The following is a 21,267-nucleotide window of genomic DNA, read 5'->3' as shown; positions in this document are numbered from 1 at the left end:
CCACACGGCCTGGAGGCACGACCCGCCTCCACAGGACCGGTCACGCCCGACGCGTGGCCGGACCTTTGTCGTCAGGGTGGGGCCATGGGCATCGGGGTGGCAGGACTGGTCGGGGCGCTGACCGGCGCCGTGATCGCGGCGATCGGCATCGTCGTGACGGTGGTCGAGGGTCGGCGGACCCGGCGAAATACAGAGTTCTCGGCGCATCGGGACCTGTGGTGGCAGCGTTGGTCGTGGGTCGCCGACCGGGCGCTCTCCGCAGACGTCACGGAGCGCGAACGCGCGGCACTGATGGCCCAGGCGCTGATGACCCGGTCCTGGGTCACCAACGACGACAAGTGGGTTGAAGAGGCGCTCGCGCGCCACGACGAACCGGCCGCACACCGCCAGCCGGACGGAGAGGAGCAGGACGATGATCTCTGACGTGGACGACCGAGAGTTCAAGCGGCGGCTCGACCGCATGGAACGGAACTACCCCTCGCTGCTCGCCGATCCGCACTACGGCCCGCTCCTGCGCGCTGAGGGCGGCCCGGAGCGGCTGGCGGCTGCCCGTCGGGAGTGGCGCGAGCGCGAGGAACGGGCACGTGCGCGCCGTCTGCGGTGGGAGGCGAGCGTCGGCGAGGGATGATCGCGTCCGCCCGCCCGCAGATGCAGCTGCCGAGCTGGTCTCCGGTCCGGCCCTGCGCGTCAGGAACGCCGGGCCGGGACCGGAGGCGGGGCCGCTCTACGACTGCGAAACGCAGACTTCCTTGATGCTCGTGATGTGGCCGTTCGTCGCACCGAACTGGAACGTGAACGTGCGGTACCCGGAGTTGTAGCTGTACGAGCCGCTCTTCGTGACCTCCCGGAGCAGGTTGTTGCCGGCCGTTTCTCGGTCCGGACCGCCGAAGAGCCGCACGGTGCCGGTGCTCTTCCAGTTGATCTGGGCTGTCTTGCTGCCACAGCCGAAGGTGAGCGGCGAACCGTACGGATCAGCCTGCGCGGGCCCGCCGATCACCGTGGTGGTCGCCACCACGGTCGTCGCCATCAGGAGCAGGGCGCCGAGTCGCCTCGCCCGCCCCACCCGCTGCGCTGACCGTCGTGCAGGAACGTTCATCGTGGATCCCCTCATCAGATGTCGCGATCGACCGAGCCCGGCCGACCGGGCGTGGTCCCCTGTGGCCACGTCCGGACGCTAGCACCGACCGCGACGGCCGCTCAGTCCGCTGTTCGGGGGACTGCGACTCGCCCTGTCAGCCCACCCGTCGGCGACGGGCCCCCGTCCTGGCCGCCCACGTGGCAAGGTGGGCGGGTGTCCGACCTCGTCATCGACCCGCCCGAGCAGCCGACGCTGCCGACCTCGACCGGCGGCCGCTTCCCGGTCCGCCGCGTGTACTGCGTCGGGCGGAACTACGCCGCGCACGCCCGCGAGATGGGCCACGACCCGGACCGCGAGCCGCCGTTCTTCTTCACCAAGCCCGCGAGCGCCCTGGTGACGGACGACGGGGACACCCCGTACCCGCCGCAGACCGACCGGCTCGAGCACGAGGTCGAACTCGTCGTCGCCCTCGGAGCGGGTGGCAGCGACGTGCCGGCCGACCGGGCGCTCGAGCTCGTCTGGGGGTACGCGGTCGGGCTGGACCTCACCCGGCGGGACCTGCAGGCCGAGGCCAAGCGGCTCGGTCGGCCGTGGGACCTCGCGAAGGGGTTCGACGCCTCGGCACCGATCGGCCGGCTCGTCCCCGCGGCGGACGTCGACCCGACGACGGGAGCGGTCACGCTGCACGTCGACGGCGAGCTGCGGCAGTCCGGGGACCTCGCCGACCAGATCTGGTCGGTCGCCGAGACGATCGCCGAACTCTCGCGCTTCGTCGCCCTCGCGCCGGGCGACCTCCTGATGACCGGGACCCCGGACGGCGTCGGACCCCTGGCACGCGGCGAGCGGCTCGAGGGCAGGATCGACGGGGTCGGCTCGGTCACCACGCGCATCGTCTGAGCCGCCGCCCGGCGCGAGCCCGCTGGGAGCCCGTCGAGGTGGACGGCGTACACATGGTGCACGGCGCGTGGGGACCAGCTGCGCCGGGATCACGAGGACACCAGCACTGCGACGGGCCGACGGCGGGTGTCCGGAGCCAGGAGGTGCACCGTGCAGGAACACGACCTGCTCGCGACGTCCGGGACCTGGGCCGGCGACGCTCCCGTTGCCGAACGGGTCCGGGCGGTCGGGGACGCCGGGTTCTCCGGGCTGTCCCTGTCGCTCGACGACCTGCACGAGGTGCGGGCGACCACGGGCTTCGCCGCGCTCCGGCGGGTGCTCGACCGGGCGGGGATCGTCTGGGTCCAGCTCGGCCCCCTCGACCGGTGGTGGTCGTCGCCGCAGCGCTCCACCGACGACGAGGCCGACCGGGGCGTCCTGCTCGAGGCCGCGTCCGCGCTCGGTGCGTGGCAGGTCGTCGCGCGCGCCGACAGCGGTGTCGCGGCGGTGTCGCCCGTCGCCATGGTCGACGACTGGGTGGACCTCGCCGCGCAGGCCGAGAAGGTCGGCGCGCAGCTCCTGCTCGAACCGGAGCCGTGGTCGAACCTGCCGACGCTCGAGCGGGCCGCGCGGTTCGTCACGGCCGCGGGCCACCCGAACGGCGCCGTGCTCCTCGACGCGATGCACACCCTCCGCGGCGGCTCGACGCTCGCCTCGATCGCGCAGGGGCTCGCCCCGGGGGTCCTCGGTGCCGTGGAGCTGAGCGACGGGCTGCTGCACACGCCGGCCGGCCTGACCCTGGCCGAGGAAGCCCGTTCCGCACGGCACCTGCCCGGTGCCGGGGCGTGGGACCTGCCCGGACTCGTCCGGGTCGCTCGCGACCTCGGGCACGACGAACCCTGGGGCGTCGAGGTCCGCACGGACGCACACCGGGCGATGCCCCTGGCCGACGCGCTCCGGACCGCCGCCGCCGCCACCCGAGCCGTGCTCGACGCGGCCGACGCGGTCGGGCAACCGGCGGCTCCGGCGATGCCGTCGACCCCGGCGCCGACCTCGGCCGTCGACTTCGAGCCGTCGTCCGCACCCACCGTCGGCCCCGCGATCGACACGACGACCGGGATGCACCTGCCGCGGCGCGATGCCGACACAGGGGCGCCGGCGTAGCGTCACCGTCATGACGGATCACGCACCAGCAGCAGACGACGACCTCCTCCGCCGGTCGCAGGAGTCCATCGACGAGGCGAAGGCCGCAGCCGCCGAGGTCGACCTGCCCGAGCAGGAGGAACTCATCGACGAGGACCTGCCCGCGGCGGACGACGCCGCCCCGGCGGACGGTCCCGCCCCCGCCGCCTGACGGACGACCGGCACTGACGGACGACCGGCACTGACGGACGACCGGCACTGACGGACGACCGGCACTGACGGACGGACCGCACGGCCTCGACGGACCGCCCGGGAGCACCTGCTCCCGGGCGGTCCGTCCGTGTGCGGGACGATGCCGCGGAAAGAACTTCCGATCGGGTGTGACGATCCGGCGACTCGACCCGTCACAGCAGTGTGTTCCGGGACCGTGGGGGTCCCGGCGGTCCGGGATCACGGGTGACCCGGGCCTCGGACGCACCGCGGCCGGGCATCCCTGAAGTCCCGGTCGCGGTGCCTCGACGGCGGCCCGTGCGTTCCCTGATCCGGCGCACGGGTCGTCTTCTCACGTTTCGGGTCCGGCCTCGCGGACGACGTCGTCCGGGTCCTTGTCCGGCCGCCACCCTCGCCACGACGGCTGGCGCAGCCGCCCGTCCGCCGTCCACTCGGCGAACACGACCTCGCCGACCCGGTCGGCGCGGACCCAGTGTGCGTCCCGGGCGTCCGGTCGGGGGACGTCGACGAACGGGGAGGTCTTCCGGGCCCGGGAGCGGAGCACGTCGGCGATCTCGTCGAGGTCGCGGTCGCGGAACCCGGTGCCCACCTTGCCGACGTACTCGAGTCCGTCCGGCCCGGGGACCCCGAGCAGCAGCGAGCCGATCCCGCCCGCGCGACGACCGGCCCCGGGCTTCCAGCCGCCGACGACGACCTCCTGCGCGGCGAGGTGCTTGACCTTCACCCACGACTCGGACCGGCGGCCTTCGGTGTACCGCGAGCGCCGCTTCTTGGCCACGACCCCCTCGAGCCGCAGCCGGGCGGACTCCGCGACGGCCGCGTCGAAGTCCCCGTCGAACGCCGGCGGCACCTCGATCGCACCGCCGGGGTCCACGACCGTCGCCAGGGCGTCCCGGCGGGCGTCGTAGCCGAGCCGGACGAGGTCGTGCCCGTCGGCCTCGAGGACGTCGAAGAGCAGGAAGCGCACGGGCGTGGTCGCCTGCGCCGCGTCGACCTCGCGCTTCCGCGTCAATCCCATCCGGTCCTGCAGCCGCTGGAACGACGGGCGGCCCGCCTCGTCGAGCGCCACGACCTCGCCGTCGAACACCCCGTCGACCCCGGCCCGGTCGGCGAGCTCCTGGAGTTCGGGGTACTGCGCGGTCAGGTCGTTGCCGTTCCGGCTCCGGAGCGTCACGGCGCCGTCCCGCACGGTGGCGAGTGCCCGGACGCCGTCCCACTTCATCTCGAACGCCCACACGTCGGGGTCGAACGACGGCGTACCCGACACCGGCGACGCGAGCATCGGGCGCCGCTCGGTCGGCGTGTTCGCCGCCGCCCCGTCCGACACTGCGGCGGAGCCCGAGCCCGAGGCCGGTGCGGCCCGGCCCTCGTCGGGCGTCCGCGACGGCTGCTCCTTCGTCCGGTGGATCAACCAGTTCTTCTCGTCGCCGTCCTTCCCGCGACCGCGGCCGCGGGTGTGCAGGAGCGCCAGTCGCCGGTTGCCGTTCGTCCGTCCGTGCAGGGTGACGATGACCTCCTCGCCCTCCCGCCACTTCTCGAGTTCGTAGGTGCCGTCGTCCCAGATCGTGACCGTGCCGGCGCCGTACTCGCCGTGCGGGATCGTGCCCTCGAAGCCGCCGTACTCGAGCGGGTGGTCCTCGGTCTGCACCGCGAGGTGGTTCTTCCCCGGGTCGGTCGGCTCGCCCTTCGGGAGCGCCCAGCTGACGAGCACCCCGTCGTGCTCGAGCCGGAAGTCGTAGTGGTCCCGGGTCGCGTGGTGCTCCTGGACCACGAACGTCGGTGTGCCGTCCTTCCGGACCGTCGGTGCGCCCTCCGGGACCGGCTCCGGTGTCTTCGAGGCGTCCCGTTTCGCGCGGTACGCGGCGAGGCGGTCGCGACCAGGCTGCTCCGCGTCGTTCGCACGCTGGGTCCGGTCGCCGTCCCAGTGACCCGAGTCGGGCCTCCCGACCGACAGCGAGGCGGACGCGACCGGGTGCAGGCGGTCCCCACGCTCCTCCAGGCGGTCGAGCACCTCGTCCAGGGTGAGCTGGGCGAGTCCGCGCGACGTGAGCTCGTCCCAGGTACGCGGTGCGGCGACCGTCGGCCGGTCCCGGCCGCGCAGCGAGTACGGCGCGATCGTCGTCTTGTTGCCGTTGTTCTGCGACCAGTCGACGAAGACCTTGCCGGCGCGCTCCGCGCGGCTCATCGACGACAGCACCAGGTCGGGCAGGTCCTGCTCGAGCGCCCTCGCGAGCTCGTGCGCGACCTCGGAGACGTGCTGCGCGGCGGACCGTCCGTCCAGCGCCGCGTACAGGTGGATGCCCTTCGAGCCGGACGTCACCGGGTGGGGGTCGAGGCCCATGCCCTGCAGGAGCTCACGGGCGGCGACCGCGACCTCGATGCACTCGGGCAGGCCGACCCCCTCACCCGGGTCCAGGTCGAGCACGAGCCGGTCCGGGTGCTGCTGGCCACCGCGCGGACCGAACCGCCACTGCGGCACGTGCAGCTCGAGCGCGGCCTGCTGCGCCATCCACACGAGCGTCGGCAGATCGTCGACGACCGGGTACTCGGTGTCGTGCTCCTTGTGCGCGATGGTGTGGTGCCGGATCCAGTCGGGCGCGGAGTCCGGCAGGTTCTTCTCGAAGAACACCTTGCCGTCGACGCCGTTCGCCCAGCGCTTCCGTGTCACCGGACGGTCCTTGACGTGCGGGATCATCCACGGCGCGACCCGCTCGTAGTAGGCGATCACCTGCCCCTTGGTCGTCCCGCTCTCCGGGTACAGGACCTTGTCGGTGTTGGACAGTGCGATGCGGCGGTCCCCGACCTGGACCGTCGTGCGCCGGGAGACGGGGCTCACAGCGCGACTCCGGTCGCTCCCGCCACCGTGAGGGTGCTGCCGGACGTGTACGACGACTCCGGGCCCGCCAGGTACACGTACGCGCCGCCGAGCTCGACGGGCTGCGCCGGGCGCCCGAACGGGGTGTCCTGCCCGTAGGCCGCGATCTCGTCGCCCGGGTAGCTGATCGGCTGGAGCGGTGTCCACACCGGTCCGGGGACGACCGTGTTCGCGCGGATCCCCCGCGCCGCGAGCTGCCGGGCGAGACCGTTCGTGTACGTGATGATGGCGGACTTCGTCGCGGCGTAGTCGATCATCCGGTCCTGCGGCTGGTACGCCGACACCGAGCTCGTCGTGACGATCGCGCTCCCCGGCGCCATGTGCGGGACGGCCGCGCGGACGAGCCAGAAGAGCGAGTACAGGTTGACCTTCATCGTCCGGTCGAAGTCCTCGGTGGACTGCTGGGTGACGTCCTCGTGCACCTGCTGGTGCCCTGCGACGAGCACCAGGGCGTCCAGCCCGCCGAGCTCGCTGACGGCGTCCCGGACCAGCGTGGCGCAGAACTCCTCGTCGGTCAGGTCACCCGGCAGCAGCACGGCCTTCCGCCCGAGGTCGCCGATCACGTCGCGGACCTGTTCGAGGTCCTCGCGCTCCTCGGGCAGGGCGTTCAGGGCGACGTCGGCGCCCTCCTTCGCCATCGCGATCGCCGCCGCCCGGCCGATGCCCGAGTCGGCGCCGGTGACGAGCACGCGGTAGCCGGGCATCCGTCCCGTGCCGAGGTAGCTCGTCTCGCCGTGGTCGGGCTGCGGGTCCATCGCGCTCGCCAGCCCGGACCCCTGCTGGGTCTGCGGCGGGAACGGCGGTCGGGGGAACTGCGAACGCGGGTCCTGCTTGTCGAGCTGGCTCATGGGCCCATGGTGCTCGCGCGGGCGGAGTGGCGGTTCAGCGTCGCGGAGTTGCGCTGAGCAGCTGCTCCGCCCTGGCCACGTCTCCGCGGTACCACCCGAGTCCTGCGACGGCGATCCCCACCCACACCGCCGCGAGGACGCCGTCGCTCGGCGTGCCCGTGACCGCGCTGAGGCCCCAGAAGACCGCGAGCACCAGGCCGATCCATCCGCTCAGCCGACGACGACGCAGCTCGCCTGCCCAGCGCTCGACCCGCGGTCGCCACACGGAGTCGGGAACGTCGGCCGGCACGCTCCCGACCTGAACCCAGCGTCGGGTCGCGAGGACCGCAGCGCGCCCACCGCGCCGTGACCAGGTCCGGACCTGCGCCGCCGGCAGGACGACCGCGAGGGCGAGGCCGAGCACGACGACCGCCGTCCACGGCACCGGATGCGGGCGGAGCACGAAGTAGAGCGCCGGCGCGCCGGCACCCACGACGACCAGCCCGACCAGCTGCCACCACCCCACGGCGTCGATGCGGTCGTCGTCCACCGCCCGCGCGGCGTCGATGCGGTCGTCGTCCACCGCCCGCGCGGCGTCGGTGCGCTGCGTCGTCGTCTGGTCCCCCGTCATGCCCGCGAGACCCTACGCCCTCGGCCGCCCGTCCACACCTGCCGATCCGCTCGGAACTGAGGACCCGTCCGCAGCCCCGCGGGCATCATGTTGCGCATGAGGTCGATCTGGAAGGGCTCCATCGCGTTCGGGCTCGTCAACGTGCCCATCAAGGTGTACGCGGCGACCGAGACCCACGACGTCTCCCTGCACCAGGTCCACGACGAGGACAAGGGCCGGATCCGGTACAAGCGCGTGTGCGAGTTCGGCCACGAGGTCGAGTACGCCGACATCCAGCGCGCCTACGACGACGGCGACAAGACCGTGGTGCTGACCCCGGACGACTTCAAGCAGCTGCCGCAGGAGCAGTCGCACGAGATCGAGGTCCTCGAGTTCGTGCCCGTCGACCAGGTCGACCCGATGATGTTCGAGAAGTCGTACTACCTGGAGCCGGACTCCCGCTCCCCCAAGGCGTACGTGCTGCTCCGGGAGACGCTGGCGAAGACCGACCGTCTCGCGATCGTGCAGTTCACGCTCCGGCAGAAGACCCGGCTCGGCGTGCTCCGTGTGCACGACGACGTCGTCCTGCTGCAGGGGCTGCTGTGGGGCGACGAGGTCCGGGCCGCGGAGTTCCCGTCGCTCGACGCGTCCGTCAAGGTCAGCGCGAACGAGCTGAAGATGTCGTCCTCGCTCGTCGACAGCATGTCCACCGACTTCGACCCGGATCGCTACACCGATGCCTACCAGGAGGAACTGCAGCAGCTCATCGACGCGAAGCTCGAGGCCGGGGACGACGTCGACACCGCCGAGACGTTCGGTGAGCAGGCGTCCTCCGACGACGACGACGAGGGTGGCGACGTCATCGACCTGATGGCCGCCCTGCGGGCGTCCGTCGACAAGAAGCGGTCGGGAGGATCGGGGTCGCGTCCGTCGTCCGGCCCGCGGAAGGCGGACGGCGGGTCCCCGGCGAAGAAGGCGACGGCGACTGCGACGGCGACGGCAGAGAAGGCGCCGGCGAAGAAGCCGGCCACGAAGAAGACCGCCGCGAAGAAGCCGGCGGCGAAGAAGGCCCCCGCGACGAAGAAGGCGCCGGCGGCGAAGAAGCAGGCCAGTTAGCCGTCCCGGCTCGTCCTCCGCAGCGCGAGGGGGATCGAGACCCACAGCGCCGCCGTCCCGACGAACACCACGACCCCGCCGACCACCCCGCCCACGTCCCCGATCACGACGTCGAACACGAACAGCACCGTGCCGGAGAACAGCAGGGCACTCGCTGCGAGCGCCGCGATGAGCAGCGCGTTCCCGGCTCGGACGAGGTCGTGCTTCTGCCGTTGCCGGAACACCAGCCGGTGCGCGGACACGGCGGAGAGCGCCACGACGGTGATGACCACCGCGAGCGCCACCAGCACGAGGTAGACGACCTCCTCGCTCGGACTGAGCATCGTGAACCGCTGCTGGAACGGCAGCGTCAGCAGGAACCCGGCGAGGATCTGCGTCCCCGTCTGGACGATCCGGAGCTCCTGCTGGATGTCTGACCAGTTCCGGTCCCATCGCTCGGTCGGGGTCTCGTGCCGACCGCGCTCGGTGTCCGGGGTTCCACCGCTGACGTCGCTCATGCCCAGAACCTACTGCGGCGTCACGAACCCGAAACACGACTCCGCGACACTGTCCAGATGACTCCACAAGAGCCTGGGAGCCTGCAGTCGTCATCCGTGACCGCCGGCCCGCCCGTCACCGTGTCCATCACCCGCCTCGTCGAACCCGACCGCATCCCCGACGCCACCGCCTGGGTGCAGTCCGGGGTGAACCTGGCGAACCGCTACCCGGGCTTCCTCGGCTCCGGGTGGGTCCGGTCGCACGCCACGAGCCACGAGTGGCACATGCTCTACCGGTTCGCCGACCACGAGCAGCTCGCCACGTGGGAGAACTCCGACGACCGGCTCCGGTGGCTCGACCGCGGCCGGGACCTCGTCGTGGAGTCCCGGGTCGAGAAGCGGACCGGCATCGAGGGCTGGTTCGATGCCCCGCAGGACGCCCCGACCTCGAGCGCCCCGCCGCGGTGGAAGCAGGCCGTGAGCATCTGGCTCGGGTTCTTCCCGGTGAACCTGGCGTTCACGTTCCTGGTCGGCTGGCTCGTCCCCGCGTTCGGCTCCCTCGCGGTGCTGCCGCGCGTCCTGGTCACGACGCTCGTGCTCACGCCGATCATGACGTTCTGGGTGCTGCCCTTCGTGACGCAGCTGATCCGGCCCTGGCTGCTCGCCCCACCGCGGAGCGCGGGCGCGGGGCTCGACCGACAGCGGTAGGACTCAGCCGAGCACCGACAGCTGGTCGAGCCGCTCCAGGATCACGCCCTCGCGGAGCGCCCACGGGCAGATCTCGAGCGCCGGCAGGTCGAAGATGTCCAGGCACGCCTCGGCGACGAGCGCTCCCGGGACGACCTGGTGGGCGCGGCTCGGCGAGACCCCCGGCAGCGCGGCGAGCTCGGTCACCGACTTGGTCAGGAGCGACGGCAGCAGCCGCCGCAGCTCGGCGCCGTCGAGCGCCCGTGGCACGAGCGGCCCGTCCCCGGACGGTGCGGCCCCGCAGATCCGGGCGATCGAGCGGAAGGTCTTCGACGTCGCGACGGCACGGTCCGGCCGCCCGGCGCGCAGCAACAACCCCGCGTCGCGGGCGATCGCGACGCGGATCTCGTGTCGGATGCGGCGGACGTCGTCGTCGCTCGGGGTCCCGTCCGCGAAGTACGAGCGGGCCAGGCGAGCGGCCCCGATCGGCATCGACCACGCGACGTCGGGTGCCTCGTCCGCGCCGCCGGCGATCTCGAGCGAGCCCCCGCCGATGTCGAAGACCGCGAGGCGTCCGGCGGACCAGCCGAACCACCGCCGGACGGCCAGGAACGTGAGCCGCGCCTCGTCCTCGCCGGACAGCACCGCGAGCTCGACGCCGGTCTCCCGTTCGACGTGTGCGAGCACCGCGTCGGAGTTCACGGCGTCGCGGACGGCCGAGGTCGCGAACGCGAGCATGTCCTCGCACCCGCGGTCCTCGGCGACGCGGACGGACGCGGCGACGAAGGCGGTGAGGGCGGCGATCCCCTCCGGGGTCACCGCGCCGGACTCGTCGAGGTGCTCGGCCAGGCGCAGCGGCTGCTTGTACGACGACGCGGGCAGCGGCGCCGCCCCGCCGTGGGCGTCCACCACGAGCAGGTGGCCGGTGTTGGACCCGATGTCGAGGACTCCCACGCGCATGCCACCACGCTAGCGGCGTCGGTGGTCCCGCAAGACGCAACCGTGGCGGTTGCTCGCAGCGACATTCCGCTGCGCGAAACCGCCGACGTTGCGTTTTGCGGAAGGGGCGGGGCTGAAGGGGCGGGGAGGGCGGACGGGAGGCGCGGGTCAGGACCGCAGGAAGCGCTCCAGCTCGGCGGGGGTCGGGTAGGACGCCTGGGCGCCCGGCTTCGTCGCGGCGTACGCCCCGACGCCGACGGCGAACCGGGCCGCGTCGACGAGGGTGTCCCCCGCGTCGAGTCGGAGCGCCACGGCCCCCATGAACGCGTCGCCGCAGCCCGTGGTGTCCACCGGCTCGACCCGCACGGCCTCGACCACGACCGGCTCGGCGTCCCCGTCGTGCACCACGCAGCCGTCGCCACCCCGCGTCACGATCGACCGGGCGACGCCGTGGTCCCCGAGCGCGACCGACTCGTGCTCGTTGACGAGGAGGACGTCGGTCAGGTCGAGGAGCTCCTGCGGCACGGCACCGAAGGGCGACAGGTTCGTCAGCACGGTGGCGCCGGCGGCACGTCCGGCGCGGGCGGCCGCGAGCACGACGTCGATCGAGACCTCGAGGCAGAGGCCGAGCACCCCGGCGCCGTCGAAGGCGTCGGCGGGCAGGTCGTCCGGCGTGAGCGTGGCGTTCGCGCCGCCGGAGACGACGATGGTGTTCTCGCCGGCGGCGTCGACCGTGATGACGGCGGTGCCGGTCGGCACGCCCTCGCGGACGGCGACGTGCGTGGTGTCGACCCCGGCAGCCGCGACGGAGTCGCGGAGCAGTCGACCGTTCCCGTCGTCGCCGACCGCACCGATCATGCGCACGGTGCCCCCGAGCCTCCCGGCTGCGACCGCCTGGTTGGCGGACTTGCCGCCGGGCAGGGTGGCGAGGTCGGACCCGTGCAGGGTCTCACCGGGCTGGGGGAAGCGCTCGGTGCGGACCACCAGGTCCGCGTTGAGGCTCCCGACGACGACGATGCCGCTCATGCGGTGGCTCCTGTCTCGGCCGAGGCCGGGCGCGGGATGAGGAAGGACGTGGCGAGGGCCGCGCAGGTGATCACGGCTCCGAGGAGCATGCCACCCGAGTACCCGGTGGTCCCGGCGGACCCACCGGTCCCGAGGGCGATCTGCAGCGCCGGCAGGACCGCGAAGCTGATGCCGGCGCCGAGGTTGAACGCACCGGCGTTGAGACCGGGCAGGAACCCGGGGTTCGAGTCCGGCGAGAGCACGATGCCGAGGCCGTTCAGGATGATGTTCGCGATGCCCGCGTAGGTGATGCCGATCAGGACCGTCGCCGCCACGAGCACCGGCAGCGAGTGCACGCCGACGATCGCCATCACGACCGTGGCGACGATGCTGCCGACCAGGCCCACGCGGAGCACGGCACGGTAGCCGAGGGTCGGCGCGAGCCGTCCCGCGAAGGGTCCGACCACCCAGCCGACGAGCGCGTAGGGCGTCAGGAACGCGAGGGAGGCGAGGTCCGGCTCCATGCCGAAGCCGACCTCGGGGTTCTGCGCGAGGCTCGTCACGAGGCCGTTCACGACCGCGAAGACGCCGGTCATCGTGAGCAGGGTCGTCACGAGGAGCGCCCACGTCGCCCGGCGCTTGAGGAACCGGGTCTCGACCAGGGGTTCGCGGACCCGGGACTCGACGGCCCAGAACACCCCGAAGGCGACGAGGGCGAGCACGACCGCGCCGACCACGAGAGCCCAGTCCGCGGCCGCGAGCTTGCCGGCCTCGTTGAACGCGGTCAGGAGGGCGCCGACGCTGACGACCAGCGGCAGCACGCCCCACCAGTCCATCCGGGTGCCGGCCGAGGGCGTCGACTCGACGCCCCACGCGGCGACCATCACGGTCGCGACCACGGTGACGACGGCGATCACCCAGAAGATGCCGCGGAAGCCGAAGTTCGTGGCGATCCACCCGCCGGCGAGCGCATCGACGCCCGCGATGCCGCCGTTCACCGCGGTCAGCAGCCCGAGGGCCGCGCCGTACCGCTTCGGGTCGGCGATCTCGTTCCGCAGGATGAGCAGCCCGATCGGCACGACCGGGCCGGTGACGCCCTGGATCATGCGACCGGCGAACAGCATCGGGACGTTCACGGCGAGTGCGGCGACGACGCTGCCGACGAGCATGACCGCGAGCATGGCGAGGAGGACGCGCTTCCGGCCGACGATGTCGGACAGGCGGGGCAGGAACAGCGAGAACAGCGCGGCGAGCGTGAAGAACAGCGTCTGGGACAGGCCGATCGTGGCGTCGTCGGTGCGCAGGTCGCGCGCCATCGTGACCAGGGCCGGGCTGAGCATGCTCGCGTTGAGCTGGAACGCGATGCACGCCGCGAGCAGGGCGGCGGTGAGGGCCGCGGTCGACTTCTTCGTCGAGGTGGTGGTCACGGCGCTCAGACCTCCGTGGTGCCGGCGTCGGCAGGGGTGGCGGCTGCGGCGTCGGCGCGCGGCGTCCAGCCGGTGTCGGGCGTCTCGCCGATCCGCTCGAGGGCGTCGACGACCAGGTCCCAGAAGCGCTCGTGGTCGAGTTCCATGGCGGCGCTCGTGCGGCAGTCCTCGGGCGCGGGTGCACGGAGGTCGGCGACCGTCATGCCGAGCGTGTGCGTGCCCGTGGTCTCGATCGCGATCGGCATCTTCACGGCGCGCACGATCGTCGGGTCGATGACGTACGCCACGGCGCAGGGGTCGTGCACGGGCGGCGAGTCGAAGCCCTGCGCGTCCTCGTAGGCCTTGCCGAAGAAGTCGAGCAGCTCCCCGACGAACGCGGCCGGGCCGGTGCCGACGGCGGCGATGCGCGCCGCGACCTCCGGGGTGGCGAGCGCCTGGTGCGTGAGGTCGAGGCCGACCATGACGACGTCCCAGCCGGCGCGGAAGACGATGTCCGCGGCCTCGGGGTCGATGACGATGTTGAACTCGGCGACCGCGCTCCAGTTGCCGACGTGCACGCCGCCGCCCATGAGCACGACCTGCTTGACGCGCTCGACGATGCGCGGCTCCTTGCGGACGGCGAGGGCGATGTTCGTCAGGCCGGCGGTCGGCACGATCGTGACGGTGCCGGGCTCGTGCGCCATGACCGTGTCGATGATCAGGTCGACCGCGTGCCGCTCGTCGAGGGCGAAGGACGGCTCGGGGAGCATCGGGCCGTCGAGGCCGCTCTCGCCGTGGATCTCCGGGGCGACCTCGATCTCGCGGAGCAGCGGGCGCGGGCTGCCGGCGGCGAAGGGCACCCCGGTGATGCCGGCGATGCGCGCGACGGCGAGGGCGTTGCGGGTGACCTTCGGCAGGGTCTGGTTGCCGACGACGGTCGTCACGGCGAGCAGTTCGATCGCCGGGCTGCCGTGCGCCAGGATCATGGCGACGGCGTCGTCGTGGCCGGGGTCGCAGTCGAGGATGATCTTCTGCTTCGTCGCATCGGACACCGTGGGGCTCCACTTCATCGGGGGGGGGTGCTGGACGACCGGGAGGTCTGTGCTTGACGCGGTGGGGTCCGCGTCGTGGAGGAACCAACTCCGGCGCGGCGCGTCAAGCGTTTGACATCGAAACACGTCAAGCGCTTGACGTCAACTCCCCGAGCGGTTCTCGGCTTGCCGGGCCGCGTGCGTCGCTAGGCTCGACGGGTGCCATCCTCTGCCGTCCCGGCCCGCCGTGTGACCGCGGCGATGGTGGCCGAACGCGCCGGCACGAGCATCGCCACGGTGTCCCTCGTCGTGAACGGCAAGGACCGTGGCCGGGTCTCCGCCCCGATCGCGGCGCGGGTGCGCGACGCCGTGGACGAGCTCGGGTACGTGGTCGACCACGCGGCGAGTTCCCTGGCGCGGGGCACGGGCGACCTCGTGGTGCTCATCGCCCCCGATCTGTCGAACCCCTTCTTCGCCGAGGTCATCCGGGGCGTCCGGGACACCCTTGGCGACCGGTACCAGCTCGTGCTCTCCGTCACCGAGCGCGGGGCGCAGCCGGCCACGAGCGACCTCCGGCGCTTCGAGCGGCTCCGGCCGGCGGGCATCCTGGTCGACGCCCCGGCCGCCGGCGAGTCGCTCGACGCCGCCGTCCCCGTCGTGCTGCTCGACGCTCCGGATGCCCCGACCGGCGCGGTGGCGGTCGACTACGACCTGACCTCGGGCGTCGCGGAACTCGTCGCGCACCTGCGGGAGCGCGGGCACGAGCGGGTCGCGTACCTCGACGGCACGGCACGGGTCGCCACCTTCGGCGTCAGGCACCGTCTGTTCCAGGAGGCCTGCGCAGCCGCCGGCATCACCGTGTCCGAGCTCGGCGCCCGGGCGGACCTGACGGTGGACGCCGCCGCAGCCGCGACGGAGCACGCACTCGAGGCCTGGCACGAGGACGGCGTAACCGCGGTCGTCGCCGCCGCCGACACCCTGGCCTACGGAGTGCTCCGCGTCGCCGCCGCGACCGGGCTGCGGGTCCCGGAGGACCTTGCGGTCGCGGGTTTCGACGACCTGCCCTCGTCCTCGGTCACCGCGCCGGCCCTGACGAGCGTCGCACTGCCGGGAGCGGAACTCGGACGCGCAGCAGCCCTCCGGCTGCTCGCGGCGGTCGACGGCACGGCGGCCGAGCCGGTCGCGCTGCCGACGCGTCTGGTGCGGCGGGCGAGCACCGGCGGCTGAGCGGCGCGCACCGCGCGCCCGGCAGGGCCGAGACTCGGCTCAGCGGACACGACTCGCGTCCGTGGGCGCGAGTCGCGTCCGCCAGCGCGAGTCTCGCGCCGTTCGGGTGGGGCGCACGGACGGACGGGAGGCACGGTGCGGGCCCGCCACGTGCCTCCCGTCCGGTGGGGGTGCCGGCCCCGCCACGGGCGCGGGACGGCCCCGTCAGGGCGGGACACGCCCGGAACGGCGAGACGCCCCCGGGAACGGGGGCGTCTCGATGACTCAGCGGCGTCTCGGTGACCCGGCGGAGTCCGCGTCGGTGTCGGCATCCACGTTCGACTCCACACCCGCCGCCCGGCCGGCCCGCTGGGCCCGCTCGAGCTCGTCGGCCTCGGCGCCACCGACGGCCTCACCGCGGGCCACCATGCCGGCCGTGTCGGACAGCGCGATCTGCGGCAGGAACAGCGCGAGCAGGAACGCGATCGCGATGAACGGCAGCAGGTACCAGAACACCGGCGCCAGGGAGTCGGCGTAGGCGTTCACGATGCCGTCCTGCACGGCCTCGGGCAGCTTCGCGACCGTGGCCGGGTCGATGCTCCCCGCCGAGGACGCCGCGTCGGTCGCCGAACCCCCGGCACCCCGGAAGACGTCGGTGAGTGACGTGGTGAGCCGGGCGGTGAACAGCGCACCGAAGACGGCCGTGCCGAGGGAGGCGCCGACCTCGCGGAAGTAGTTGTTCGTCGAGGTCGCGGTGCCGACCTGCTCGGCGGGGACGGCGTTCTGCGCGACGAGGACGACGACCTGCATGATCAGGCCGAGGCCCGCGCCGAACACGAACAGGTACGTGCAGATCAGCCAGATCGGGGTGTCCGCGGCGAGCTGCGTCATGGCGAGCATCGCGATGGCGACGAGCACCGTGCCCGCGATCGGGAACAGCCGGTAGCGGCCGGTCTTCGTGATGAGGTTGCCGGACGCGATCGAGGTCCCGATCAGGCCGACCATCATCGGCAGCATGAGCAGGCCGGAGACCGCGGCCGAGGTGCCCGACGCCATCTGCAGGAACGTCGGCACGAAGCCGATCGCGGCGAACATGCCGATCCCGAGCACGAGGCCGATGCCGGTCGCGAGCAGGAACGTGCGGTTGCGGAAGAACGACATCGGGAGCACCGGGTCCTCGACGCGCGACTCGACGAGGACGAGCAGCGCGGCCGCCACCACGAGGCCGGCGACCCAGGCCCACGTCTCGAGGGCGTCCCACCCGTGGTCCTTGCTGCCGCCGAACTCCGAGAAGAACACCAGGCAGGTCGTCGCTGCGGACATGAGCACGACGCCGAGGACGTCGATCTTCTTCTCGGCCTTCTTGGTCGGCAGGGTCAGCGCGAACCAGGCGACGAAGAACGCGGCGATGCCGACGGGGATGTTGATGTAGAACGCCCAGTTCCACGTGAGGTGGTCGACGAAGAAGCCGCCGAGCAGCGGGCCGCCGATCGCCGAGAGCCCGAAGATCGCGCCGAGCGGCCCGAGGTACTTGCCGCGCTCCGAGGCCGGCACGATGTCGGCGATGATCGCCTGCGACAGGATCATCAGACCGCCGCCGCCCAGGCCCTGCATCGCGCGGAACACCACGAGCTGCGTGAAGTCGCCCGCGAAGGCGCACCCGGCCGACGCGATCGTGAACAGCGCGATCGCGACGAGGAACAGGTTGCGGCGGCCGAGGACGTCGCCGAACTTGCCGTAGATCGGCATCACGATGGTCGAGGCGAGCAGGTAGCCCGTCGTCAGCCAGGCCTGGTGCGCGACGCCGCCGAGCTCCCCGACGATGGTCGGCATCGCCGTGGAGACGATGGTCTGGTCGAGGCTCGACAGCAGCATCCCGGCGATCAGGGCGGAGAAGATGATCCAGATGCGGCGCTGCGTCAGCAGCAGCGGCCCGTCGGATCCGGGTCGGGCACGCTTCGTGCCCTGCGCGGTCGCGCTCATGCGGTGTGGTCCTGTCCGGTGGTGGTGACGGCCGCCCTGAACTGGCGGAGGTTCTCGGTGAGCAACGCGTCGAACGTCGGGCCCGTGGACTCGTCGAACGCGTCGTCGAAGTAGGTGCCGGCAGTGACCTTGAGGAGGCCCGCGGCGGCCTCGGCGACGAGCTGGGCGCGTCGGTCGCCCGGGTCGGTCCAGCCGAACCGCTGCCGGACGGCCCGACCGACCGCGGCGAGCTGGACGTCGGCGGCGGCGAGGAACTTCGCCACCATCACCGGCTCCCGCTCGAACACGCGGCGGACCAGGGCCTCGTCGGCACGGTCGAGCCCGACGACGTGCATCTGCTCGATCGCGAGCGCGACGATCGACCCGAGCGGGTCGACGTCGGTCGAGATCAGGGTCCGGGACGCGTACGCCGCGAGGAGCTCCTCCATCGCGCCCTGCTCGATGCCGAGCACGGCGTCGTCCTTCGACGCGAAGTGGTTGAAGAACGTGCGACGGGAGACCCCGACCGTCTCGCAGAGCTGCTCGATCGTGAAGCCGTGCAGCCCGTGCTCGATGGTCGCCCGGCGTGCTTCGACGACCATGCGTCGGCGTAGCGCGCGGGTGCGTTCGGTGGTGCTCACCGAGCAAGAATTGCACTCTGCTAGTGAAAGTGCAACGGGTGGTCGGGGGACAGCTGGGCTACTGCCCGGCTACAGCGCCTTCGCGAAGCAGCTACAGCGCCTTCGCGAAGCAGTAGGACCAGGGCATGGTGGCGGCGTAGGGCTCGTACACGTCGATCTGCTGCCAGCCGGTCTTCCGGTAGAGCGCGACGGCCTCGGGCTGCTTGTCCCCGGTCTGCAGGATGACCCGGGCGGCACCGGCCTCGCGCGCGACCTGCTCGCCCTCGGACAGCAGGGCGGTCGCGGCACCCTTGCCCCGGGCTGCGGCGAGGACGATGAGGCGCTTCAGCTCGACCTCGTCACCGAGCCACCGGACCGCGATGTGCCCGAGGGGCGTGCCGTCCTCGTCGACGGCGAGGAGCGAGGTGATCACGGTGGCCGGGTCGACCGTCAGCACGCGATCGCGCTCGGCGGTGACGGCGGGGTCCTCGTCCAGGTGCCCGGCGCCGTAGCGCTCGTGCATCTCCTCGTCCATGGTGGCGCGGAGGGCCACACCACGCGGGTCCTCCCAGGCGACGCGCTCGATCGTGATCACGATCGACCATCCTCGCACGGGCGGGGCCTGCCCGGGCCGGCGGTGGGAGCCCCGAGTCTCGCGCTGCACGACGAGTCTCATGCCCATCGACCCGCGACTCGTCGCCCAGTCCGAGACTCGGCCCGGCGGCCCGGGCCGGCCGCCGCCCGCTCAGGCCAGCGCGGCGATCGGCCCCTCGCCGTCGCGGAGCGCCCGCAGCACCGCCGCGGCGTCGTCGTACACGGCCGCCGCTCCCGCTCGCCGGAGCTCGTCGCCGCCGATGCCACCGGTCATCACCCCGACGCACGGCAGCGCGACCTTTCCCGACGCCTCGACGTCCCACATCGCGTCGCCGACCATCACGGCGTGCTCCGCGTCGACCCCGACCCTGTCGAGCGCCACCTGCACGATGCCGGGCGCGGGCTTCGCCTCGTCGACGTCCTCCGAGCTCGTCTCGGCGGTCACCCACGCGGCCGCGTCGAGCAGCTCCCGCAGCGCGGCCAGCTCGTGCTCGGGCGCGCTCGTCGCGAGGACGACGGCGTGTCCGCGGCGGGCGACCTCCTCGAGCAGCTCGCGGGCCCCCGGCAGCAGGCGGAGCTGCGGCACGTGCTCGGAGTAGAACGCCGTGTGGAACTGCTTCGCCTGGTCGCGGACGTCGTCGCCGGCCTCCGGCAGCAGCTCGTCGAGCAGCCGTCCGGAGTCCATCCCGATGGCACGGTGGATGCGCCACGCGTCGACGGACTCCCCCGCGGCGCGGAACGCCCGCCACCAAGCGTCGACGTGCGCGTAGTTGGAGTCGGCGAGGGTCCCGTCGATGTCGAACAGGACCGCGGTCGAGGGAGCATCAGCCATCCGTCCAGCGTGCACCCCCGACCGGGAGCGACGACTCAGCCCGACGCGACCGGGACCGGCGCGGCTCAGACCGTGATGCTCTCCCCCGCGGGCAGGATCGTCACCGGGACGCTGCCGAGCACCTCCGGCCCGAGGAACCGCGCGGTGGACTGCTGGCCGAGGTCGCTGAGCATCGCCTCGTGGATCTGCACGATCCGCTCCGGCGCGACCGCGCGGACGTAGTCGACCGCCTCGGCCATGTGCGTCCACGGCCCGCTCGTCGGCATGAGCAGGGTCGGCACCGACACCCCGGGGACCAGGTACGCGTCGCCCGGGTGGAACACCGCGTCGTCGACCAGGTAGCCGACGTTCGGGATGACCGGCACGTCCGGGTGGATCACGGCGTGCTGCTCGCCGAAGACCCGGACCGCGAAGGGGCCGACCGTGAAGGCGTCGCCCGCGGCGACCGCTCCGACGCGTCCGTCGTGTGCGCCGAGCTGGTCGACGACGGGCTGCGGGCCGCGGACGACCAGGTCCGGGTTCGCCTCGAGTCCGGCGCGGACGGCGTCGACGTCGAGGTGGTCGAAGTGCTCGTGGGTGACGAGCACGGCCGTGGCCGAACGGACGAGGTCGGCGGCCTCCGGGGTGAACGCACCGGGGTCGACGACGAGGGTGGCGCCGTCCCGCTCGAGGACGACCGTGGCGTGGTTGTACTTCGTCAACTGCATGCCCCCAGTCAACGCCCGTCGCGCGGACGGTCGTCCCGAGACGGACTGAGGGCACGCTCAGTCCCGACGTGGCCGGTGGACGGACGGGAGGATCGTGGCGGCGCCGCCACGCCCTCCCTCGCAGGCTCGGTCGGCGCGCCCCGCACAACGCTTCGCGTTGCCGCTGAGCGCGGCGCGCCCGTCCGACCGCGCGTCCGTCCAGCGCGGACCCGGCAGGATCACAGGGGTGCAGCGTGTCTCCGTCGTCGTCCCCGTGCTCGACGACGCCGCCCTGCTGGAGCGCTGCCTGCAGGCCCTCGCCGCGCAGAGGCACCCCGCCGACGAGGTGATCGTCGTGGACAACGGCAGCCGGGACGACAGCGCCGCGGTGGCCCGTGCCGCCGGCGCCCGCGTGCTCGTCGAACCGGAGCGCGGCATCGCCCGGGCGTCGGCGCGGGGCTACGACGCGGCGACCGGCGACGTCCTCGTCCGGCTCGACGCGGACTCGGTGCCGCCGCCGGACTGGATCGCCGAGGCACTCCGGCTGCTCGGACGTCCCGGCGTCGTCGCGGTCACCGGACCCGGCCGGCCGCACGACGGCAGCGTGCTCGTCCAGCGGGTGTGGGACGCGCTCTACATGCGTCCGTACTTCGTCCTGATGTGGGCGGCGCTCGGTCGGCCGCCGCTGTTCGGTTCCGCGACCGCGATGCACCGCGCCACGTGGACCGCCGCACGGTCCCGCGTGCACCGGGACGACCCCGAGGTGCACGACGACGTCGACCTGTCGATGGCGATCGACCCGGCGCTCCGGGTGGTCGCGTCGCGGCGGCTGCTCGTGCAGGTGTCCTCGCGACCGTTCTCGGGCTTCGGGTCGGTGGTCCGCCGGACCCGCCGCGCGTTCCACACCTTCCGGGTCAACGGCCGCCGGGCGAACCCGCCCCGCCGGTGGGCCCGTCGCTACCGGGTCGCCCTGCGGGTGCGGCTGCGGAGCGCGTGGTCGGAGCGCTGAGCGCCCCGGGCGAAATCCACAGGGTGCAGGCCGAGCGGCCGACGTCCGGTAGGCAGGT

23 protein-coding genes are annotated in these 21,267 nt (G+C 73.0%); 9 read left to right on the top strand and 14 right to left on the bottom strand.

Translation table 11 applies throughout. From position 1 onward, the window contains the following. The first annotated feature begins 84 nt into the window (after nt 1-84). Nucleotides 85-423: a hypothetical protein gene (locus tag LQK89_RS01365; protein ID WP_231049926.1), complete on the top strand. Its 339-nt coding sequence runs from the start codon at nt 85-87 to the stop codon at nt 421-423. After that, on the top strand, nt 413-628 hold the full coding sequence (locus LQK89_RS01360) for a hypothetical protein (RefSeq protein ID WP_174779082.1): 216 nt from the start codon (nt 413-415) through the stop codon (nt 626-628). The genes LQK89_RS01365 and LQK89_RS01360 overlap by 11 nt, the downstream gene beginning before the upstream one ends. A gap of 96 nt (nt 629-724) precedes the next feature. Here LQK89_RS01360 and LQK89_RS01355 read toward each other — a convergent pair whose 3' ends face one another. Then, nucleotides 725-1,096: a hypothetical protein gene (locus LQK89_RS01355; protein ID WP_141859951.1), complete on the bottom strand. Its 372-nt coding sequence runs from the start codon at nt 1,094-1,096 to the stop codon at nt 725-727. Between the two features lie 195 nt (nt 1,097-1,291). On the opposite strand from LQK89_RS01355, the gene LQK89_RS01350 reads away from it, so the two are divergent. From LQK89_RS01350 to LQK89_RS01340, 3 genes are all read left to right on the top strand, one after another. Beyond that, entirely contained in the window at nt 1,292-1,975 is a 684-nt protein-coding gene (locus tag LQK89_RS01350; RefSeq protein ID WP_231049925.1) for a fumarylacetoacetate hydrolase family protein, read from the top strand. Between the two features lie 150 nt (nt 1,976-2,125). Beyond that, nucleotides 2,126-3,118, top strand: a complete 993-nt coding sequence (locus tag LQK89_RS01345; protein WP_231049924.1) for a sugar phosphate isomerase/epimerase family protein — start codon at nt 2,126-2,128, stop codon at nt 3,116-3,118. Between the two features lie 10 nt (nt 3,119-3,128). Further along, complete coding sequence (locus LQK89_RS01340; protein ID WP_114850741.1) at nt 3,129-3,308, top strand: hypothetical protein; 180 nt, start codon at nt 3,129-3,131, stop codon at nt 3,306-3,308. 351 nt (nt 3,309-3,659) lie between these two features. Here LQK89_RS01340 and LQK89_RS01335 read toward each other — a convergent pair whose 3' ends face one another. The 3 genes from LQK89_RS01335 to LQK89_RS01325 are packed head-to-tail and all read right to left on the bottom strand — an operon-like array spanning nt 3,660 to nt 7,661. Then, nucleotides 3,660-6,164: an ATP-dependent DNA ligase gene (locus tag LQK89_RS01335; RefSeq protein WP_231049923.1), complete on the bottom strand. Its 2,505-nt coding sequence runs from the start codon at nt 6,162-6,164 to the stop codon at nt 3,660-3,662. Continuing rightward, the gene (locus tag LQK89_RS01330) at nt 6,161-7,051 is read right to left on the bottom strand and encodes an SDR family oxidoreductase (protein ID WP_175326419.1); all 891 of its coding nucleotides are present in this window, start codon (nt 7,049-7,051) and stop codon (nt 6,161-6,163) included. The genes LQK89_RS01335 and LQK89_RS01330 overlap by 4 nt, the downstream gene beginning before the upstream one ends. A 34-nt stretch (nt 7,052-7,085) precedes the next feature. Further along, complete coding sequence (locus LQK89_RS01325) at nt 7,086-7,661, bottom strand: hypothetical protein (protein WP_231049922.1); 576 nt, start codon at nt 7,659-7,661, stop codon at nt 7,086-7,088. 96 nt (nt 7,662-7,757) lie between these two features. On the opposite strand from LQK89_RS01325, the gene ku reads away from it, so the two are divergent. Further along, the gene (gene ku, locus LQK89_RS01320; protein ID WP_231049921.1) at nt 7,758-8,756 is read left to right on the top strand and encodes a non-homologous end joining protein Ku; all 999 of its coding nucleotides are present in this window, start codon (nt 7,758-7,760) and stop codon (nt 8,754-8,756) included. On the opposite strand, the gene LQK89_RS01315 is transcribed toward ku, so the two are convergent. Beyond that, entirely contained in the window at nt 8,753-9,253 is a 501-nt protein-coding gene (locus LQK89_RS01315; protein WP_144805403.1) for a DUF6328 family protein, read from the bottom strand. The genes ku and LQK89_RS01315 overlap by 4 nt on opposite strands. Nucleotides 9,254-9,310: 57 nt before the next feature. Here LQK89_RS01315 and LQK89_RS01310 point away from each other — a divergent pair, with 57 nt between their 5' ends. Then, nucleotides 9,311-9,940 (top strand): antibiotic biosynthesis monooxygenase, encoded by a 630-nt coding sequence (locus LQK89_RS01310; protein WP_231049920.1) that lies wholly within the window; start codon nt 9,311-9,313, stop codon nt 9,938-9,940. Between the two features lie 3 nt (nt 9,941-9,943). Here LQK89_RS01310 and LQK89_RS01305 read toward each other — a convergent pair whose 3' ends face one another. The 4 genes from LQK89_RS01305 to uriH all read right to left on the bottom strand — a co-directional run bounded on the left by LQK89_RS01305 (nt 9,944) and on the right by uriH (nt 14,339). Continuing rightward, nucleotides 9,944-10,879 (bottom strand): Ppx/GppA phosphatase family protein, encoded by a 936-nt coding sequence (locus LQK89_RS01305; RefSeq protein WP_058741833.1) that lies wholly within the window; start codon nt 10,877-10,879, stop codon nt 9,944-9,946. A gap of 147 nt (nt 10,880-11,026) precedes the next feature. Beyond that, nucleotides 11,027-11,884 (bottom strand): ribokinase, encoded by an 858-nt coding sequence (locus tag LQK89_RS01300; protein ID WP_175326414.1) that lies wholly within the window; start codon nt 11,882-11,884, stop codon nt 11,027-11,029. Then, nucleotides 11,881-13,290, bottom strand: a complete 1,410-nt coding sequence (gene uriT / locus LQK89_RS01295; RefSeq protein WP_231049919.1) for a uridine transporter UriT — start codon at nt 13,288-13,290, stop codon at nt 11,881-11,883. The genes LQK89_RS01300 and uriT overlap by 4 nt, the downstream gene beginning before the upstream one ends. 5 nt (nt 13,291-13,295) lie before the next feature. Next, the gene (gene uriH / locus LQK89_RS01290) at nt 13,296-14,339 is read right to left on the bottom strand and encodes a uridine-preferring nucleoside hydrolase UriH (protein WP_231049918.1); all 1,044 of its coding nucleotides are present in this window, start codon (nt 14,337-14,339) and stop codon (nt 13,296-13,298) included. A 180-nt stretch (nt 14,340-14,519) separates the two neighbouring features. Between uriH and LQK89_RS01285 the strand changes: the two genes are divergently transcribed. After that, nucleotides 14,520-15,527, top strand: a complete 1,008-nt coding sequence (locus tag LQK89_RS01285) for a LacI family DNA-binding transcriptional regulator (RefSeq protein WP_231049917.1) — start codon at nt 14,520-14,522, stop codon at nt 15,525-15,527. 264 nt (nt 15,528-15,791) lie between these two features. Here the strand turns inward: LQK89_RS01285 and LQK89_RS01280 are convergent, their stop codons facing one another. From LQK89_RS01280 to LQK89_RS01260, 5 genes are all read right to left on the bottom strand, one after another. After that, complete coding sequence (locus tag LQK89_RS01280) at nt 15,792-17,489, bottom strand: MDR family MFS transporter (protein WP_231049916.1); 1,698 nt, start codon at nt 17,487-17,489, stop codon at nt 15,792-15,794. Then, nucleotides 17,486-18,109, bottom strand: a complete 624-nt coding sequence (locus tag LQK89_RS01275) for a TetR/AcrR family transcriptional regulator (protein WP_231049915.1) — start codon at nt 18,107-18,109, stop codon at nt 17,486-17,488. Before LQK89_RS01275 ends, LQK89_RS01280 begins: the two co-directional genes overlap by 4 nt. 91 nt (nt 18,110-18,200) lie before the next feature. Further along, nucleotides 18,201-18,683, bottom strand: a complete 483-nt coding sequence (locus LQK89_RS01270; protein WP_231049914.1) for a GNAT family N-acetyltransferase — start codon at nt 18,681-18,683, stop codon at nt 18,201-18,203. Nucleotides 18,684-18,833: 150 nt separating this feature from the next. Then, nucleotides 18,834-19,514 carry an HAD family hydrolase gene (locus LQK89_RS01265; protein ID WP_231049913.1) on the bottom strand — a complete coding sequence of 227 codons (681 nt, stop codon included), beginning with the start codon at nt 19,512-19,514 and terminating at the stop codon, nt 18,834-18,836. Between the two features lie 65 nt (nt 19,515-19,579). Next, a complete protein-coding gene (locus LQK89_RS01260; protein ID WP_175326409.1) occupies nt 19,580-20,221 on the bottom strand; it encodes an MBL fold metallo-hydrolase in 642 nt (213 codons plus the stop codon). A gap of 226 nt (nt 20,222-20,447) precedes the next feature. On the opposite strand from LQK89_RS01260, the gene LQK89_RS01255 reads away from it, so the two are divergent. Beyond that, the gene (locus LQK89_RS01255; RefSeq protein ID WP_231049912.1) at nt 20,448-21,209 is read left to right on the top strand and encodes a glycosyltransferase family 2 protein; all 762 of its coding nucleotides are present in this window, start codon (nt 20,448-20,450) and stop codon (nt 21,207-21,209) included. The last annotated feature ends 58 nt before the right edge of the window (nt 21,210-21,267 follow it).

This window comes from Curtobacterium sp. C1 (genome assembly GCF_021049325.1).
GTDB classification, from domain to species: domain Bacteria; phylum Actinomycetota; class Actinomycetes; order Actinomycetales; family Microbacteriaceae; genus Curtobacterium; species Curtobacterium citreum.
The sequence above is the reverse complement of the archived record's forward strand: the minus strand, read 5'-3'. Positions and strand labels throughout refer to the sequence as shown.